Source organism: Enterococcus hailinensis (assembly GCF_045862035.1).
In the GTDB taxonomy this organism is placed as follows: domain Bacteria; phylum Bacillota; class Bacilli; order Lactobacillales; family Enterococcaceae; genus Enterococcus_A; species Enterococcus_A hailinensis.
In genome coordinates this window covers 37558-56834 of the sequence record NZ_BAAFRV010000009.1, presented here as the reverse complement: position 1 = coordinate 56834, position 19277 = coordinate 37558, and the positions used below count along the sequence as shown (strand labels likewise).

Here is a 19277-nt window from a genome sequence, read left to right as displayed (position 1 = left end):
ATAAAATGAAAGCGATTTTATATATTAACCAATTTTTTGGTCAAATTGGTGGAGAAGAATTTGCAGACCACGAACCTGAGATCAGGGAAGGGTTGGTTGGTCCGGGGATTGCATATGCCAATGCGTTGAAAGAGGAGATTGAGATCACCCATACGATTATTTGTGGCGACAATTTTATGGGATCAAATACTGAAGAAGCGGTCAAACGAATTTTAGAATTTTTAGCAGATAAAGAATTTGATATCTTTTTTGCGGGGCCAGCTTTTCGTGCCGGACGTTACGGGTCAGCGTGTGGACATATCTGTTCTGCCGTGCAAAAAAAATTCGGAGTACCAGCTATCACTTCCATGAATGATGAAAATCCTGGTGTCGAAATGTTCCGTAAAGAAATGTACATTTTTAGAGGCGGAGCAAGCGCAGCTGCCATGAGAAAAGATGTAAAAAGAATGACTGCTTTTGCTTTGCGATTGTTACGTAGAGAAACATTGAGTTCAGCTTCGGAAGAAGGATATTTTGGCCGCGGTGTAAGAGATCAAGTTTGGCTGGAACCTAAAGTCCCTGCGACCGATCGAGTGATCGATATGTTGTTGAAAAAAGTAAATGGCGCAGAGTATCAGTCAGAATTGATTATTCCTAAATCTGAAAGAGCACCGATTGCACCGGCTATTCCTGCAGAAAAACTAGCTAAAATGAAAGTGGCCTTGGTCACCTCGGGAGGAATTGTACCAGTAGGCAATCCGGATCGGATTCAATCTGCTTCAGCAACAAAATGGGGGAAATACAATGTTGAGGCTATGGATAAGTTGGCAAAAGGTGAATTCATGACGATACATGCTGGATTCGATCCTGCAGCAGCAAACGATGATCCGAACGTAGTACTTCCATTGGATGTTTTGAAGGAATATGCAGCTGAAGGAAAGATCGGCGGAGTGTATCCATATTTTTATGCAACTGTCGGCACTGGAACGACTCAAGCAGAAGCAACACGTATGGGTCAAGAAATTGCAAAAGAATTGATCGATGATGGTATTCAAGCAGTTATCCTAACTTCCACCTGAGGAACCTGTACTCGTTGCGGTGCAACGATGACCAGAGAGATTGAAAAAGCTGGCATTACAATTGTTCAAATGGCCAATCTGATTCCAGTTGCGCGAACAGTTGGAGTAAACAGAATCGTTCCAACAATTTCAATTCCTTATCCGTTAGGGGATCCGGCAACACCAAAAGAGGAGCAACATCGCTTGCGCTATCATCGGGTTGGAGTAGCACTAGATGCATTAACAACAGAAATCGATGAGCCAAGTCTTTTTGAAGTGAAAATTTAATCAATATCTAACGAGCCGTTTCAAACGGCTCGTTTAATTAGAGAACTTTAAAAAAGGAGATTCACTATGAAAAAAAATCCAGTCTTTTACGTTTCTCTTTTGATTACCGTTGCCATTGTAGTAATTGGATTAATCATTCCGAAGCCTTTTGCTTTAGCTATGAATGCCACAAAAGCATTTTTGGTAGATACATTTGGGTGGTTTTATTTGATTGCTATGTTTGTTTTTGTCATATTTTCGTTAATGATCGCCTTTAGTCGTTTTGGGAATATAAAATTAGGTCCAGATGATTCCGTACCCGAGTTTAGCAACAAATCTTGGTTTGCGATGCTTTTTGGAGCTGGAATGGGGATAGGATTAGTTTTTTGGGGAGTTGCAGAACCACTAAATCATTTTTCTACATTTGGTGGAACGGAGCAAGCCGCTGATTTAGCGATGCAAAAATCATTTTTACATTGGGGCTTTCATCCTTGGGCAGCCTATTCCATTATAGGTTTGGCATTGGGTTATTTTCAATTTAGGAAAAATACTCCGGGTCTGATTAGTAGTATTTTTTTACCGTTATTAGGTGAGGAAGGGGTTAAAGGTCCTATTGGAAAACTGATTGATATTTGTGCAGTGTTTGCTACAGTCGCGGGAATTGCTACGTCCTTAGGACAAGGTACCTTACAAATAAATTCAGGGCTAAATTATTTATTTGATATTCCGACTACTAGATTAGTCCAAATAGTGATCATTGTAGGGTTGACGATTGTGTATACTTGGACCGCTGTAAGTGGGATCGATAAAGGAATCAAAATTCTATCGGATATTAATCTATATTTAGCTATTGCTATCTTAGTTGGAGCATTTATCGTGGGACCTAAAATTATGTCCTTGAATATTTTTACGAATTCTTTTGGTGGATATATTAATAATTTTGTATCAGAAAGTTTTTCCATCAATCCATTCGGTGATAATTCTTGGTTAGGTTCATGGACCATTTTTTATTGGTCGTGGTGGATTGCTTGGGGACCTTTTGTTGGGACCTTCATTGCCAGAATTTCTAAAGGTAGAACGATCAAAGAGTTTGTTTTAGGGGTTATCATTGCTCCTTCAATGGTTTCCTTTATCTGGTTTTCGATTTTTGGAAGTTTGGGATTGAATTTGGATAGTGAAATTATTGATCAAGCCAAGCAAGTGACAGAAACAGCGTTGTTCGTGGTGTTTGCAGAGTATCCGTTAGGTATGTTATTTTCTATTATTGCAATCTGTCTTTTATGTACATTTTTTATTACCTCAGCCAACTCTGGTATTTTTGTGCTATCCATGCTTTCTTCAGAAGGCGATTTGAACCCAGGTAATGATAAAAAGATTTTATGGGGAATCATTCAAGCATTATTAGCATTGGTGTTATTAATGACGGGAGGATTGGATGCCTTACAAACCTGTTCGATCGTAGCGGCATTGCCATTGACAGTCATCATGTTGTTGAGTGCTGGATGTTTACTTAAAGCATTAATAAGTGAAGCTAGGGATAAAAAGAAAATAAAAGAAATACCTATTGTGAACAATGAATAATCAGTTGTCCAAAATGGTAAAAATCATTGTGTTGATCACTATAGGCACTGACCTTTCATCAAGGGGAGAAGCAAATTAAACACGTTACGCATGAATGAATTGCCAATAGCAGTCAGAGAATTTCATGTGCTATCAATAATGAGATGAAGGTTGTTTTACTAGCAAAAACGTTCTGTTTAGCTTGTGTTGATTCATTTTTTCTTTAATTTGTAGGTTGGAGGAGGAAATATGAGTGAGAAGGTGACCGTATGGACAAAGCAACATGCAGCTATTTTACGAGATATAGAAGAAAATAATCGTTATATAGTAAAAAAAGAGTACATTCAACAGAAGATGGAAGAGTATAGCGACCTTTATTTAGAAGCTTATGGATGGTATTTCAAAGCTGCGTCAAAAATTATTCCCCCGCCCAAAGACGTGCGTTACCCTATTTGGGTCTCATTGTCTCCAGAAGAAGCAATCCACAATAGTGAAGGAAATATAAGATTAGAAATTGTAATTGAAAAGAGCCATCTGCTCATGGTTGATTTGTTGAAGTGGGGAAATATCGTTAATCATTTATATATTCCTAAAAATTTAGCCGATCAAAAAGAACATGATCAATTGTTGAAAACTTATGGAATCGATGATTGTACCGCGTACATGACACCATTTTACCCAAATATCAAACAGAAAATCAAAAAGAGTCATGAGCGTTTATTTGAGGATTCAAGTATTTTAGGCGAAGAGAAGGTAGGAACGATATGGGAAATTCGAAAAGAATGGATCACCAAAATAATTCGGTAAGACTGTATACTTCACAAAATACAATTGTAATCGAAAGATTGAAAGAAACTAAAAGATATGTAGTTAAAAGTAAATTCATACAGGATAAATATGGTGAAGTGGCGCCGGTCTTTTCCCAAGCCTATTTTTGGTATCATCATCACGCAAGAAGTCTCGTTCCACCACCTGAAGATGCTGAATCAGCAATTTGGACTTTTACGGACATTAAGTATTTGGACAATCATGAAGATACAGTGCTGATGGAATTATCGGTGCCAATCGATAATGTTATTTTTTTTAGGATGTCTGATTGGAACAAAGTGCTAAATCTCCAATTTTTAGGCAGCGAAATAGAAGTAAAACAGTATAAAGATAAACTAAAAAAAATTAACATAGCTTATGAAGGCGACGTTTTTAATACATCATTTTATCCTATTTTAAAAAGAGAACTTTTAACTAGTTGGGAAAAGCTTTTCCAATATGATGAATGGATAAAAAGAACCAAAGAACTCCCTTTTGAGGATATTCAAGGTGGTATCTGGGAAATCAAAGCTTCTTGGGTTCATTCGTTTATGGATTGAATAAAAAAATAGAAAAACATAATAAGAGACTGTACATTTGTACAGTCTCTTATTATGTTTCTTTTTTTAATTCAATTTGTTGAGCGTTGATAGCATTTAAAAATACTGCGTCATGTTCCACGATCAAGAGTGTTGGTTGAAACTCTTTTAATAGCACTTCTAATTGTTTTTGATTAAACACATCCAGATAATTTAAAGGTTCATCCCAAATATATAATTCAGCTTCTTGAGCAAGTGATTTTGCTAATTCTACTTTCTTCCGTTGTCCCATACTCATTTCTTCGATGCGATTTTGGAAGACGTTCCGCTCCATTCCAAGCTTACGTAAATTATTTAAGAACATCGAATAATCCAAATGATTCGCTTCAGAGAAATCTTTTAGCGACCCTTGATTGTCTTCGTAATTTTGCCGAACATAACTGATACGGATAGCTGGAGAAGTAACTTTGCCGTGACCAGTACCGGTAAAATCGCCTAAGATATGATGCAGGATACTAGATTTCCCACTGCCGTTTGGACCAATCAATCCAGTAATAGTCCCGCGAGCTACTGAAAAAGATAAGGGAGCAAATAAATTTATTTGTCCATCATAAGAAAGTTGCAGATTTTCGATTGTTAAAAGTTGTGTGTGTCGACTAGAATGGTAATTCATCGTTAATTGATCGACGTCTTCTAAATCTTTTAATAAACCTTCTTTTTCTGTGATTTGCTCATCCATTCGATGAACGATCGTTTTTGAACGTTTCATGGTTCGAGCAGCACGAGCTCCAATTGCTCCCGTATCAAAGATTTTTCCGCTGCCTTTTTCAGAAGGTTTGCCGTATTTATCAGTTTCTCTAGAATACGACCATTCAGCTTTTTCAGCCGCAGTTTGTTTCAATCGTCCGACTTCTTTTTTTATTTTTTTATTTTGTGCCAGCTCAAATTCATCACGTAATTTTTTTTGCTCCTCGTACGTAGCAAAATTCCCTTGATAAAGTATCAGCTGACTTTTTTCAATTGCTAAAGTATGATCGGTAATTTCGTTTAAAAAATGACGATCATGGCTGACGACGATGTATCCCTCTTTATGCTTTAAATAATCTGCCACATGTTTCCGACCTAAAATATCTAAATGATTTGTTGGTTCATCGATTAAAGGAAAATAGCCCGTTTGAGTGAAAAGCAAGGCTAATAAGATTTTTGTTTGCTCACCGCCAGAAAGTGATTGAAAAGAGCGCCACAATAATTGTGGATCTAGTTGAAGCAAAGTCATTTCACGTTCTAATTCCCATTGTTCAAAATCCATGATTTCTAATAGGGAGTAGTAGGTGATTTGTGCGGGTTCTTTTATAGCTGATGGAAAATAAATTGGTTGGAGCGGAAAAATAATTTCTCCTTGATAAGGATAATTGTTTAGTAATAAATTTAAAAAAGTTGTTTTCCCGCGACCGTTGCGGCCAACTAAACCTAATTTCCAAGAGCTATCGATGGTTAGGTTTGTATGATTGAATAAATAATCGACTTGTTTATCAAAGCCGAAAGTTAAATTTTTAATTTGGATCGTTGTCATATAGGTCTTCCTCCATTCTATAAATAATCTGCTTAAACAGCTATTTATGATTTTCAGGAAGAGGGGAGGAGGGTGATCAATCGATGTGAAAAAAGCGTACAAAAAAGAGACCTACCTTTGAAATCCTAAGCCAATCCTGAAAATTTGCACACCAATCCATTGACATGGTCAATCTCTGATTAGTTTGCGTCTTCCAATCTTCGCTTAGTTTTTCAATGGCATGATCCCTCGTTTCGTTCTATGTTAGATTTATTAAAACAGAAGTCGTCGGCTTTGTCAAAAAAATATGGACGTAGCCGCTTCCCCAAACATGCTACGCCCTGGAGTGATCCTCGATAAACGAGGTGAAGAAAATTTTTTCTTCTATTATTATAGTAGCATATTTTCACTAAAAATATGAGTTAAAAGCCTAATAATCTGTATTAGTGGAGTTATAATTATGGAATTGATACAATAAAATTAGAAACGGAGGTGGTGGGATGAATTATGCTGGAATTTATCATCGTCCCGAAAGTGAATATGCTTTTCTTTACACACAGGATTTGATGCGCATCCGATTGCAAACAGCCCGCGATGAGATAAAAAAAGTAGAGCTGTTAAGTGGCGATTTCTATTTATTTGCCGAAGAAAAATGGTATCAACATCCGCAAGTAATGCAAAAAGCCTATACGACGGACACCCATGATTACTGGGAAATCGAAGTGACCGCGCCGCATCATCGTCTGGCGTATGCTTTTTTGATTACTGACTTTTCAGGCACGCAGATTTTCTATACGGATCAAGGTATTTTTGCTTTTGATGAACAACGAATAGCACGTGATAATCTTTACTTTAGAATGCCGTATTTTCATGAAATCGATCGTTTTAAGGTTCCTTCATGGGTAGCTAAAACGGTCTGGTATCAAATTTTTCCAGAACGGTTTTGTAATGGTGATCCATCGAATGATCCTGAGGATACAATTGCTTGGGGTAGTGAAAAGCCGACCAGAGAAAGTTTTTATGGTGGTGATCTACAAGGGGTAATCAATCAACTAGACTATCTAGAAGACTTAGGAATCAATGGGTTGTATTTATGTCCGATTTTTACTTCTCCTTCCAACCATAAATATGATACAGTCGATTACTATGAAATTGATCCACACTTTGGTGATAAGCAATTGTTTCGTGAATTGGTTGAAAAAGCGCATGAACGTGGGATTCGCATTATGCTGGACGCTGTTTTCAATCATTTGGGTGCAAGTTCTCACCAATGGCAAGACGTTATTCTACATGGAAAAGAATCTGCTTATGCGGATTGGTTCCATATCGAATCGTTCCCGCCACGCTATACGGCGATCCCAAATTCAGAAAATGCCAAGAATTTGACTTACGATGCATTTAATTTTAATCCGAATATGCCAAAACTCAATACAGCTAATCCTGACGTTCAAAAATATTTATTAGAGATTGCTACTTATTGGATTCGTGAATTTGATATTGATGGGTGGCGTTTAGATGTGGCTAATGAAGTCGATCACCATTTCTGGAAAGAATTTCATCAAGCTGTATTGGAACAAAAGCCAGACTTGTATATTCTCGGTGAAATTTGGCACACTTCACAAAACTGGCTTCAAGGAGACGAGTTCCATGCGGTAATGAATTATGCATTTACAGATGCAATCAAAGCTTTTTTTGTCGAACAGTCGATTTCACTTTCACAAATGATTTTTGGTATGAACCGTCAACAACTGCTTTACCGCGACCAAACTAACGAAGTGACATTCAACCTTTTGGATTCCCATGATACACCAAGAATCTTAACTTTGTGTCAAGGCAATCAAGCATTAATGAAAGCCGTCTTGACTTTCATGTTTATTCAAAAAGGAACACCGTGTATTTACTATGGGACAGAGGTTGGAATGGAGGGAGGAGCAGATCCGGATTGCCGCCGCTGCATGTTATGGGGAGAAGACCAAGATCAAGAGCTACATACTTTTATGAAACAGCTGATCGCACTTAGAAAGCAATTCTCAGAAGTCTTTAGTTATGGATCAACTACTTGGCACTATGATGACGATAAAAAAACTGTTTCCTTGACCAGAACATATAAAGAAAAAACAATTGTTGCATTGTTCAATGAAGGTGAGTTTTTTGAAACAGAAATTAAAGGTCGTCGTTTATTTGGACAAAATTACCATGAATCATCAACCTATCAGTTGGCAAAACATGGTTTTGTCATTGAAGAATGTTAAAAACAAGTCCTATTAATGGGAAAAGTGCCTCAAAATCGTTATAGTGAAGGAAGTAAAATAAAGGGGACGTTTGTATGGGAAGTATTATTTTGGTTCTTTCAACGATTATTGGGATCTTACACGTAATTATCATGGGGTTAGAAATGTTTGCGTCGAATGAAAAACAGGCGCAAACATTTGGGATGCCATTGGAATTTGTAAAATTGTCAAATGCACAGATCGCATTAAAAAATATGGGAATCTATAATGGCAGTTTGGGTTTGGTAATGATAGCGAGTGTTTTTATATTTCAAGGGACCACCCGCTTCAGTGTCTTGCTGTTGTTGAATTTATTCGTTGTGATCGTCGGACTATATGGTGGCAAGACAGTTACCAAATCAATCTATTTGATTCAAGCACTGCCAGCGTTTATTACGTTAATCTTGATTTTAATGAAATTAGTTTAAAAAGATTCGACTAAGAAAAACTTAGTCGAATTTTTTTGTTTACCAGATGATAAAAAGATATATGCATTTTATAAGTGGTTTAATAAAATATATAATCATCTTATTGACAATTAATAAGACTCGTATTATGCTGTATTTAGAACAAATAAACTATTTAAAAGGAGAATGGCATGAATCAATGGGTTTATTTATTTTCAGAAGGGTCAAAAGAGCAAAAGGATTTATTAGGAGGGAAAGGGGCAAATTTAGCAGAAATGACTAAATTAGGTTTGCCTGTTCCAACTGGTTTTACTGTGACAACTGAAGCATGCCTCTACTATTTAAACCACGGCAATCGTTTAACTGATGAAATGAAAAAACAAGTAATGATAGCCATAAAAAAATTGGCACATCAAACTGGCAAATCTTTTAATGACTCTCAGAATCCATTGCTTGTATCTGTTCGTAGTGGTTCAAAATTTTCGATGCCAGGTATGATGGATACGGTTTTGAATTTAGGTCTGAATGATCAGACTGTTGAAGCTTTAGCTATAAATAGCCAAAATCCGCGTTTTGCCTATGATTGTTATCGTCGACTTTTACAAATGTTTGGGAATGTTGTGATGGGTATGGAGACAGCTGATTTTGAAAAACATATTACGGCTTTAAAACAAGCGAATGGACTCGTTTATGATCATGAATTGACTGCAAAGCATTGGCAACAAATTGTAAGCGAATACAAAATGCTTTACCAAAAAAAATTGAAGCGTGATTTTCCTCAAGACCCAATTGAACAGTTGTATTTAGCAATCAAAGCTGTTTTTAGTAGCTGGAACAATTCACGCGCTAAAACATACCGCCGATTGCATGAAATTAGTGATGATCTAGGGACAGCTGTTAATATTCAGGAAATGGTTTTTGGCAATTTTGGTGAGACTTCTGGAACTGGAGTGGTCTTTTCGCGGAATCCTTCACTTGGTGATCGCGGATTATTCGGCGAATATTTGATCAATGCTCAAGGTGAAGATGTCGTTGCAGGCATTCGTACACCTAAACCGATCCAAGTGTTGGCTGAAGAGTTGCCGGAACAATTCCAGCAATTGACAACTATTTGTGAGCAGTTGGAGCATCATTATCAAGATATGCAAGATGTTGAATTTACGATTGAGCGTGAACAATTGTTTATTTTACAAACAAGAAACGGCAAACGGACATCAAAAGCGGCATTAGCGATTTTACTAGACTTATACAAAGAACAAATCATTAATGAAAAAGAATTGATTCAACGGATCGAAGCAAAAGATTTGGCTGCTGCCCTCCACCCAAATTTTGAAGAGCAGGCATTACAAAAACGAGTAGCCTTTTTATCGGGATTGGCAGCTAGCCCCGGTGCTGCTACAGGAGCGGCTTATTTTTCGGCCGAAGCAGCTACAGAGGCAAAAGCCCGAGGTGAACGAGTGATCTTGGTACGTGAGGAAACTTCCCCTGAAGATATCGAAGGAATTGCCGTTAGTGAAGCAGTCATCACCAGCCGTGGTGGGATGACTTCTCATGCGGCTGTAGTAGCGCGTGGGATGGGAATCTGTTCCGTTGTAGGATGTGAACATTTGTCTGTATTGGAAGAAAATCGCGCCGTAGTTGGTGAGGAAGCGATTGAAGAGGGGACGATTCTTTCGGTCGACGGCTCGAGTGGAAAAATTTATTTTGGTGAAATACCCATGGAAGAAGTCGCCCAGACGGTGGCATTAGATGAATTGCAAGCCATTTGGGATCAGTATTCTACGATCCAAGTAAGAGCCAATGCTGAAACGCCAAAAGACATTGAGATGGGATTAACTTTAGGAGCTGTAGGAATTGGTTTAGCACGAACAGAGCATATGTTTTTTGAAAAAAATCGTTTATTGCAATTTCGACGTTTGATTTTGGCGGATAACTTAGCAGAACGATTAGATGTGTTGAAGGAACTAAAAACTGTTCAAAAACAAGATTTCAAATTTATTTATCAAGCATCGTTGGGAAAACCGACAACGATTCGCTTGTTGGATCCGCCATTACATGAATTTTTACCTAAGACTAGTGATGAATGTCGAGAAGTCGCAACGGAATTAGGAAAAACATTCAACGAAGTCAAACGAAAAACCGAAAATTTAGCTGAAGTAAATCCTATGTTGGGATTTCGTGGATTACGTTTAGGTGTGGCTTATCCAGAAATCTATCAAATGCAAGCTGAAGCAATCGTTGAAGCAGCTTACGAAGTCATGGATGAAACCGGCTATATGATCCAGCCAGAGATCATGATTCCTTTTACGATCGATGCGCGAGAATTTGCACATGTGCGTAAAGCAATTGAAGCGGCTATCGTCGAGAGTTTGTCTAATAAGGAACAGCCATTAAATTATCAAATCGGGACAATGATCGAGATGCCTAGGGCCTGTTTTGTTGCGGATGAGATCGCCAAGTATGCTGATTTCTTTAGTTTTGGTACCAATGATTTAACGCAAATGACGCTAGGTTTATCACGGGATGATTCTCCGCGGATCATCAATCAATACTTAGATGCTGCGATTCTAAAGGATGATCCATTCCAAGTATTAGATGAAGCGGGAGTAGGAGCATTGATGAAACTAGCGATTGAACGTGGACGGCAAGTGAATCCCCAATTAAAAATCGGGATCTGCGGGGAAGCGGCGGCACATCCGAAATCAATTGCTTTTTTGAAAAATTTAGCGATCGATTATATTTCATGTTCGCCATTTAGAATTCCACAAGCTAAAATGACCTTAGCACAAGCGAAAGTTGCTAGCCTATAAAAAAACAAAAATTAATTTTTGGTTAGATTAAAATAGTAAATCAGAAAGAGAGTGTCTTGATATAGACACTCTTTTTTTACTATTGTACAAAAAATATGAAAAAAAGAGATTAATCACATATGGCATTAAAATGAGAGAAACCGCAATTAAATGAATAAATTGTAAGTTGTAAACGTATACATACTTAGATATACTTTTATCAGGCGTTAAATCAGTCATGTCGTGAATGTCGAACTCAATAATTATTCAGCTAAAATAGAATAAATTTTTATGAAAAAACCTTATTTCTGATAAAAAACTGTTCATTTTTTTTAAAATGATAGATTTTTCACAATGACTTATTAGATAAAATACGGTATAATGCTAACTTGGGAGGTGAAACACACTGCAGAATTAGGAATGATAGAATAACATTTTCATTATTCAGAAAATGATTTTTTATGAATTGTCTGACACAATAAATTTTTCTCACAAATTGTTGTTCAGTTGAATTAATGAGTTATTCTAAGCTGTCAGAATCTGAGTATCACATTTTAGACATGTACTTTCTAATGAAACTAACAAGTTATATAGCTTGTTTAAAAAAAGAGAAAGCAGGGATTAAATAATGACAATCGATTGGCAAAAAGAAGTAGACGCACGTAAAGACGACTTATTAAAAGACTTAGGTGATTTGATCCGTATCAATAGTATTCGCGATATTGAGCATGGAACTAAAGAAGAACCTCTAGGACCTGGACCAGCTGCCGCATTACGTAAAGTATTAGAATTTGGCGAACGTGATGGGTTTGTTACTAAGAATATCGAAAACGTTGCTGGACACATCGAATATGGTGACGGCGAAGAAATGTTTGGATTATTAGGACACGTGGACGTAGTTCCTGTGGATGATAACTGGGATACAGATCCATTTGAACCAGTAATCAAGGACGGAAAATTATTTGCACGTGGTTCTGCCGATGACAAAGGACCTTCAATCGCTGCTTACTATGCAATGCGCATCATCAAAGATTTAGAATTACCGATTTCTAAGAAAATCCGCTTTATCTTCGGTACTGACGAAGAAAGCGAATGGGTAGGAATCCACCGTTATATGGAAGTTGAAGAAATGCCAAAAGTTGGTTTTTCTCCAGATGCACAATTCCCAATCATCAATGGTGAAAAAGGAATCTTATCTTACGAAGTAACATTTGCAAATAAAGACAACGCTGAGTCAGGTGACTTTGATTTAGTAAGCTTCAAGTCAGGGTTACGTACGAATATGGTCCCTGGTGACGCGACAGCTGTACTTAAAGTAAACGATGAAGCAAAAGTTGCTGATTTAAAAGCTGCTTTTGAAGCTTTTGTTAAAAAGACAGATGTTAAAGGTGAATTTGCCGAAGCAAATGGCGAAGTAACTTTGACAACTATTGGTAAAGCTGCTCATGCACAAGAACCAAAATTTGGCGTGAACTCTGCTACATTCTTAGCTACATTCTTAGTAGATTACAAATTGGATGGAAATGGCGCAAACTATATCCAAACAGTTGCTGAATACATGCACTTAGATTACAACGGTAAGAAATTGAATGCTTACACAAAACACGATGTAATGGGTGAAACAACTTCATCAGCAAACTTGTTTGATTATACTGCTGAAGGCGACAAGAAAGTTACCTTGAATGTCCGTCATCCAGAAGGTATCACTAAAGATGATATTTTAGCTAATATGGAAGAAGTTCTTAAAGATGCAGGTGTTTCAATCGCGATCATCGGTGACGTGAAAACTCCTCACTATGTTCCAGCGACTGATCCATTAGTGAAAACATTATTGGATGTGTACGAAGAACATACAGGTCTTGAAGGCCACGAAGAATCAATCGGTGGTGGAACTTACGGTCGAATCCTAGAACGTGGTGTTGCATATGGTGCGATGTTCCCAGGTGAAGAAAACGTAATGCACCAACCAAATGAATTTATGCCTATTGATAGCTTGTTCAAAGCAACAGCTATCTATGCTGACGCAATTTATCGCTTAGTTAAATAATAGTCGGTAATGAGAGGATTCGGAATCCTGTCTTTACGGGATTCCTCGTCTCATTAGGGGAAAAGATAGTAAGGAAGGAATTTCAATAATGAAAAAACTCTCGAAAGACGCTTTTGGCGGAATTGACGGAAAGGACTATGTCCCGTACGTTGCCGAAAAGCCTAAAAAATCTGGTTCACCAATTATCATGATTTTAGGTATTTTACTTGCAGCATTATTTGCTGCATCAACTGCATATTCAGGTATGAAAGCTGGTTTAACTGTAGCAGCAGGTATCCCAGGTGCAATTATTGGTTCAGGTTTGGTTGCTTTGTTTGTAAAACCAAAAACAATTTTAGGTAAGAACTTATTACAATTAATGTCTAGTGGTGGGGAATCAGTTGCCTCAGGTATGATTTTCGTATTACCAGCGGTTATCTTAGTTGGTGGTAAAGTGAACTTTATCCAAGGTGTCGGTCTAGGTATCGGTGCTGTATTACTTGGTGTTGGTGTATTCTCACTTGTTCAAGATTACATGTTAGTCAGTGAACACGGAAAATTAGTTTATCCTGAAGCAATGGCTATTTCAGAGACACTAGTTGCTTCTGATACTGGTGGCGACTCATTGAAATATATGGGTATCGGTTTTGGTATCGGTGGTATCTTAACTGCATTGACTGGTTCTGTTTTCGGTGTGATGAACAACGTGATCAGCTATGTCAATGAAAGCTTCTACAAATGGAAATTTGAAACAGAAGTAAACCCATTATTAGCAGGTATCGGTTTTATCGTTGGTATGGATGTTTCTGTTTTGATGTTTGCGGGTGCGATCTTAGCGAACTTCGCGATTGCTCCTTTATTAGGCTACTTCATGGGAATGGCTGATGGAGGCGCACATGTTTGGGATAATGCTTCTCAATTATTGAATGCTTCTGATTTTGCAGTGATCTCTGGTTCTTATGTTAAATACATCGGAGCTGGTATGATGATCTCTGGTGGATTGATCGGTGCGATCAAATTGATCCCAACAATCATTTCATCAATCTCTGCAACATTAAAAGGTCGCAAAGACGGTTCTGAACAAGAAGGCGGCGGAATGTTGCCATTAATCATTGGTGCTGTTATCGGTATCGTAATGGGATTTGTTATTACCGGTAGCGTAGCAATGGCATTAGTTGGCGGCATCATCTCAATCATCTTGAGTTTCTTATTCGTTATCGTTGCTGGTCGTTTGACTGGTACGATCGGAACTTCAAACTTGCCAGTATCTGGTATGACGATTGCTTCAATGGTTATCTTAACACTAGTATTTGTTATGATGGGTTGGACAACAACTGAAAACACACAACAATTACTATTATTTGGTACATTTATCGTATTAGCAATCTCTGTAGCTGGTGGTTACTCTCAATCACAAAAAGTTACTTTCGTAATGGGCGGAAACTTCTCAGAAGGACGTCGTTATTTCTTGATTTCTAACATCGTAGGTGTGGTTATCGTTACAGGTATGATGGTTATCTTAGCTCCACAATTAGCGATCACTGGTTCTAACCCTCCATTCGGTTTACCACAAGCGAACTTAATGGCAACATTAACTTCAGGTATTATGACTGGCTCACTTCCATGGCACATGGTTATTGCAGGTATTGCCATGGGTATCGTGTTACACTTCATGAAAGTGCCGATCATGACATTTGCAATTGGGTTCTACTTACCAATCTCAACAACTTCAATCATTTTAGTTGGTGCGTTGATCCGTCGTTTGATCGATGAACTAAACAAAAAAGAAACAGAAGAAGTTGCTGAAGAACGTGTTACTTTAGGTGTCAGCTTATCATCTGGTTTAATCGCTGGTGGGTCAATCATCGGTTTGATCGGAATCATCTTACAAATCACTGGTGTAGTAACTCCAGGAACACCAACTGGATTCTTAGGATCTAATGGTGCAGCCTTCTTACTACTTGCGATTTTAGTTGTGGCGATCATCGTTCCGTTGTTAAGCGTGAAGAAAGTGAAACACAATGACTAATCAACAGCCTAATGCTGTGAATCCTGAAACAGATCGATTATTAGATCGAGTTTATCGTCAAAAAGAAGATTTGCATTATGAAGTTCGTGATGGCATCGTATTTGTGATCACTGAACAAAATGCTTGGGTCCAAAGATTCTTACGTAAGATTCATTATAAGATCCCAGAAACTTCTGAAATGGAACTTGATAAATATGGTAGTTTCATTCTCCAACAAATCGATGGCCAACGAACAGTGAGAGAAATTGGTGAAAACCTTGGTGCAGCCATTGAAGAAGCCAATAATCAATTGTACGATCGTTTATTGATTTATCTAAATCATTTAGAGAAGAATGAGAAATACATCGAACTAGTATAAACAAAAGACCTTCCAGCAAATTTTGCTGGAAGGTCTTTTTATTTTATGCATTCATCGGAAACGATTTCTTTTTTAAGCGAATTTAAACGTCTTGTTTGTTATACTTGATTTATAGAATAGGTAAAAACAAGCTAGTTTTAAATAAAGGAGTGAAGAGATGAAAATCAATCAATATGGTATCAAACGAGTAGTTTTAAAAGAAGCAAAGCAAGAACTTAGTCAAATTGGTTTTTTAGCTGACAAGGATTTTTATGATAGTAAAACACTTTGGTTTGACTTCTTACAAAAAAGTTTTTTAAACGTTCGTGATCAAATTGGTTTTATTAATAAGTTAGGCAATTTTTTGGTTTCCGAAACAATGGATGCGGCAGCCTTTTATCAAACAACCGCACCTTTAACGAATGAAATTTTTTATACGATGGCGTTACAGCTGTTGGAATTTGAACCCACAATCGATTTTGTGCCAGAAAAAGTTTTAGCGGACGCAAAGAAACTCGGAGTTCCTTTATTTGCAGGGGATTTTACGCAGACGGATACGATTATTGAAGCTTGGTATTTATTATTAACGACCCATACAAAAAACGGCTTGAATTATTTAGATAAGCTGGCTTCTGAGGGATATTATGATAATAAAGTGATCGAAAAGCCGCTCTTCTTTAACGGAAAAGCGCAAGCTGTTTTTGATACTAGTCGTTTGATCCGAGAAGTTGTCTATGTAGAAGCGCCTTTGGATACGGATCAAGATGGCAAGCGTGATTTATTAAAACTAGAGATCTTGCGGCCGATTGAAACAGAAGAGGAATTGCAGGTACCAACATTATTTACAGCTAGTCCTTATAGTCAAGGCGTCAATGGTCCTGCCGGTGAGGAACGAACGTATGATGTGAATGTCCCTTTAGAAAGAAAAGAACCTAATAATACAACCTATGAAGAAATCAAATACCAGCCAAAAGCAGTAGAACTTCCTGCTGAGCGTGAGGTTAAAGGTCAAGCTACGCACGCAACGGAAACATTTAGTCGAGAAAGTAATTATAGTTTGAATGATTTCTTTTTAGCACGTGGATTTGCTGTCGTTTATGGTGCTGGAATCGGCACGCGAGATTCAGATGGTATCCAAACCTGTGGTTCAACAGAACAAACAACGGCAATGGTGGCGTATATTGAATGGTTGGCAGGCAATCGTCGTGCGTTTACCAATCGAACAGATAATATTGAGATCACCGCTTGGTGGAGCAATGGTAAAGTAGCGATGACTGGCAAATCTTATTTAGGTACGCTAGCAACCGCTTGTGCAACACGTCATGTCGCTGGATTAGAGACAATCATTTCTGAAGCAGCTATCTCTGATTGGTATCAATATTATCGTGATAATGGTTTGGTGATCGCTCCGGGAGGATTCCCGGGAGAGGACGCCGATGTACTGGCCATTGAAACCTTCAGCAAAATGCGAAATGCGGGTGATTATTTACACAGCAAAGAGTTCTTTTTAGATTATCTAGATAAAATGGCGAAATTACAAGACCGTCAAACCGGTAATTATAATACTTTTTGGGATGAACGAAATTATTTACCGACTATCAAAGATATCAAGTGCGATGTCATAATGGTTCATGGATTGAACGATTGGAATGTCAAACCACGCCAAGTTGCTGATTTATGGGATGCATTGCAAGAAGTTCCGGTCGCCAAAAAAATAATCCTTCATCAAGGACAGCATATTTATATCAACAATATGCCGTCGCTAGATTTCCAAGATATGATGAATCTATGGTTGAGTCATAAACTTTACGGATTAGAAAACGGTGCTAAAGACATTTTGCCAGACATTCTTTATCAAAAAAATACGGAAACAACGAGCTGGTCTTCATTAGAAAATTGGGGATCTGAGCAGAAACAAACCTATTATTTCGGCAAGGCGCAATTGGATGCAGAAAGAAGTTCTGGTAGCGTGACATTCAATGATCAATTACCAGTTGAGCAATACGAAAAATATACGAAAGACATTGCGCTTTGGGAAAAAGAATTAAAAGAACCTGGAGCAATGGAGGGGCATCGTTATTTGGCTAAAACGGAAAGCTTACCTGCAGAAGTATTTTTGAATGGTCGACCAACTGTCAAAGTAAAAGTGGCTTCTACGGCTGATTTAGGAATGTTGAGCTTTGAGCTGATCGATTTTGGTAAAGCTAAACGGTTAAAACTGGTGCCAGATGTCTTAGCATTGCATGGCTTGCCGCTAGGGAGAAAATGGCGGGAAGATAACTTAGTTGAATTTAAATTGGGCACCGCAGATGAGTATAAATTAATTAGCCGTGGACACATCAACCTCCAAAATCGCAGCAATCCATGGAAAGTCGATGATTTAAAAGCCGATGAATTTGTCGAAATCGAAGTCGTGCTGCAGCCAACGCTGTATCATCTTCCCGCAGGCCATCAAATTGGACTGGCAGTTTATGGAACTGATTTTGGAATGACGGTCAGAGGCAATCAAGCAATTGAATATACGTTGGATTTAGCCGAATCAAGATTAGAATTGCCAATTAATAAAGAATAGAAATCAACCTGCCACATAAAAATGTGGTAGGTTTTTAATTGGTCTAAGTTGTCAGAATTTTTTGAAAAAGCCTAGCACATTAAATAGAGAATGTTATAATAATAAAAATATCGAAAGGGAGTTTTAAATGAAAATAAAGGGTGTATTATTGGCTTGTTCGGCGGGAGCCTTATGGGCTTTATCAGGGATTATGTGCCAGATTTTATTTGAACAATATTTTGTAAGTCCAGAATGGCTAGCTAGTGTGCGTTTATTGATGGCGGGAATAGTATTGACTGTTTTCAGTTTTTTTCAGCGTTCATCAAAGAAGCAAACCATTCATTTAAAAGATGGAATCAGTCTACTGCTTTTTTCATTGATAGGAATGTTAGGTGTTCAGTATACGTATTTTAAAGCCATCCAATATAGTGGAGCGGCAATTGCGACGATTTTACAATTTACCGGCCCTATTTTTATTTTCATTTATTTAGTTCTGAATAAAGAAAAACGAATCAATTTGATTGAAATTTTTTTGATGCTGATGACTTTTGTGGGGGTCTTTTTTATCGTGGCTGAAGGAAATATACAGACATTAAATATTTCTCCAATGGGTTTTACGATGGGGATGGCTTCAGCAGTCACATTAGCTTTTTATACCATTCAACCACGAAAACTATTGATAAAATATGGCGAGATCCGAATCTGTGGATTAGGGATGTTGATTGGCGGGATCTTGTTCCAGCCCATTCAGCCTTTTTGGCAAACCAATTTTCATGTTGATGGATTATCGATGCTTTTGATTGCCAGTATCATTATCTTTGGAACCGCCTTGCCGTTTTTATTCCAATTATCAAGCTTACGTTTCATCGAGGCTTCGTTGGCGGGGATTTTGACGGTGGTAGAACCTGTTTTAGCAACGATATTGAGTGTGGTCCTATTTCATAGCCGGTTTGGGATTACCCAAACTTTCGGATTTCTTTTGGTGATTGGATCAGTTATTCTTTTAACACGCTTTTCTAATAAAAAGAAAGATCTAAGTGAAATCGAAATCTAATAAGGGTCCCTTATCATTATTCTTTTTTTCTGGTATAGTATATGATGTTAGG

Annotated in this window: 13 protein-coding genes; 12 read left to right on the top strand and 1 reads right to left on the bottom strand. The window is 37.8% G+C overall.

The features are described from left to right. Positions 1–5: 5 nt before the first annotated feature. From grdH to ACKTSC_RS08200, 4 genes are all read left to right on the top strand, one after another. Entirely contained in the window at positions 6–1325 is a 1320-nt protein-coding gene (grdH, locus tag ACKTSC_RS08215) for a betaine reductase selenoprotein B (protein ID WP_407857333.1), read from the top strand. Positions 1326–1391: 66 nt separating this feature from the next. Then, entirely contained in the window at positions 1392–2885 is a 1494-nt protein-coding gene (locus tag ACKTSC_RS08210; protein ID WP_332581318.1) for a BCCT family transporter, read from the top strand. Positions 2886–3113: 228 nt separating this feature from the next. Beyond that, positions 3114–3671, top strand: a complete 558-nt coding sequence (locus tag ACKTSC_RS08205) for a DUF3841 domain-containing protein (RefSeq protein ID WP_407857332.1) — start codon at positions 3114–3116, stop codon at positions 3669–3671. Then, the gene (locus tag ACKTSC_RS08200; protein ID WP_407857331.1) at positions 3629–4231 is read left to right on the top strand and encodes a DUF3841 domain-containing protein; all 603 of its coding nucleotides are present in this window, start codon (positions 3629–3631) and stop codon (positions 4229–4231) included. Before ACKTSC_RS08205 ends, ACKTSC_RS08200 begins: the two co-directional genes overlap by 43 nt. A 52-nt stretch (positions 4232–4283) precedes the next feature. On the opposite strand, the gene abc-f is transcribed toward ACKTSC_RS08200, so the two are convergent. Beyond that, positions 4284–5783: a ribosomal protection-like ABC-F family protein gene (gene abc-f, locus ACKTSC_RS08195; RefSeq protein WP_407857330.1), complete on the bottom strand. Its 1500-nt coding sequence runs from the start codon at positions 5781–5783 to the stop codon at positions 4284–4286. A 479-nt stretch (positions 5784–6262) separates the two neighbouring features. Between abc-f and ACKTSC_RS08190 the strand changes: the two genes are divergently transcribed. The 8 genes from ACKTSC_RS08190 (at position 6263) to ACKTSC_RS08155 (ending at position 19225) form a co-directional block, all read left to right on the top strand. After that, on the top strand, positions 6263–8014 hold the full coding sequence (locus ACKTSC_RS08190) for a glycoside hydrolase family 13 protein (protein WP_407857329.1): 1752 nt from the start codon (positions 6263–6265) through the stop codon (positions 8012–8014). 74 nt (positions 8015–8088) lie between these two features. Beyond that, on the top strand, positions 8089–8460 hold the full coding sequence (locus ACKTSC_RS08185) for a DUF1304 domain-containing protein (protein ID WP_407857328.1): 372 nt from the start codon (positions 8089–8091) through the stop codon (positions 8458–8460). 170 nt (positions 8461–8630) lie between these two features. Next, the gene (gene ppdK, locus ACKTSC_RS08180) at positions 8631–11249 is read left to right on the top strand and encodes a pyruvate, phosphate dikinase (protein ID WP_407857327.1); all 2619 of its coding nucleotides are present in this window, start codon (positions 8631–8633) and stop codon (positions 11247–11249) included. A gap of 607 nt (positions 11250–11856) precedes the next feature. After that, positions 11857–13275 carry a dipeptidase PepV gene (gene pepV / locus ACKTSC_RS08175; RefSeq protein WP_332581282.1) on the top strand — a complete coding sequence of 473 codons (1419 nt, stop codon included), beginning with the start codon at positions 11857–11859 and terminating at the stop codon, positions 13273–13275. A gap of 88 nt (positions 13276–13363) precedes the next feature. Further along, positions 13364–15283: an OPT/YSL family transporter gene (locus tag ACKTSC_RS08170; protein ID WP_332581281.1), complete on the top strand. Its 1920-nt coding sequence runs from the start codon at positions 13364–13366 to the stop codon at positions 15281–15283. After that, complete coding sequence (locus ACKTSC_RS08165) at positions 15276–15641, top strand: PqqD family protein (RefSeq protein WP_332581280.1); 366 nt, start codon at positions 15276–15278, stop codon at positions 15639–15641. The genes ACKTSC_RS08170 and ACKTSC_RS08165 overlap by 8 nt, the downstream gene beginning before the upstream one ends. A 157-nt stretch (positions 15642–15798) precedes the next feature. Next, a complete protein-coding gene (locus ACKTSC_RS08160) occupies positions 15799–18192 on the top strand; it encodes a Xaa-Pro dipeptidyl-peptidase (protein WP_407857326.1) in 2394 nt (797 codons plus the stop codon). 127 nt (positions 18193–18319) lie between these two features. Continuing rightward, complete coding sequence (locus tag ACKTSC_RS08155) at positions 18320–19225, top strand: DMT family transporter (protein WP_407857325.1); 906 nt, start codon at positions 18320–18322, stop codon at positions 19223–19225. Positions 19226–19277: the final 52 nt, after the last annotated feature.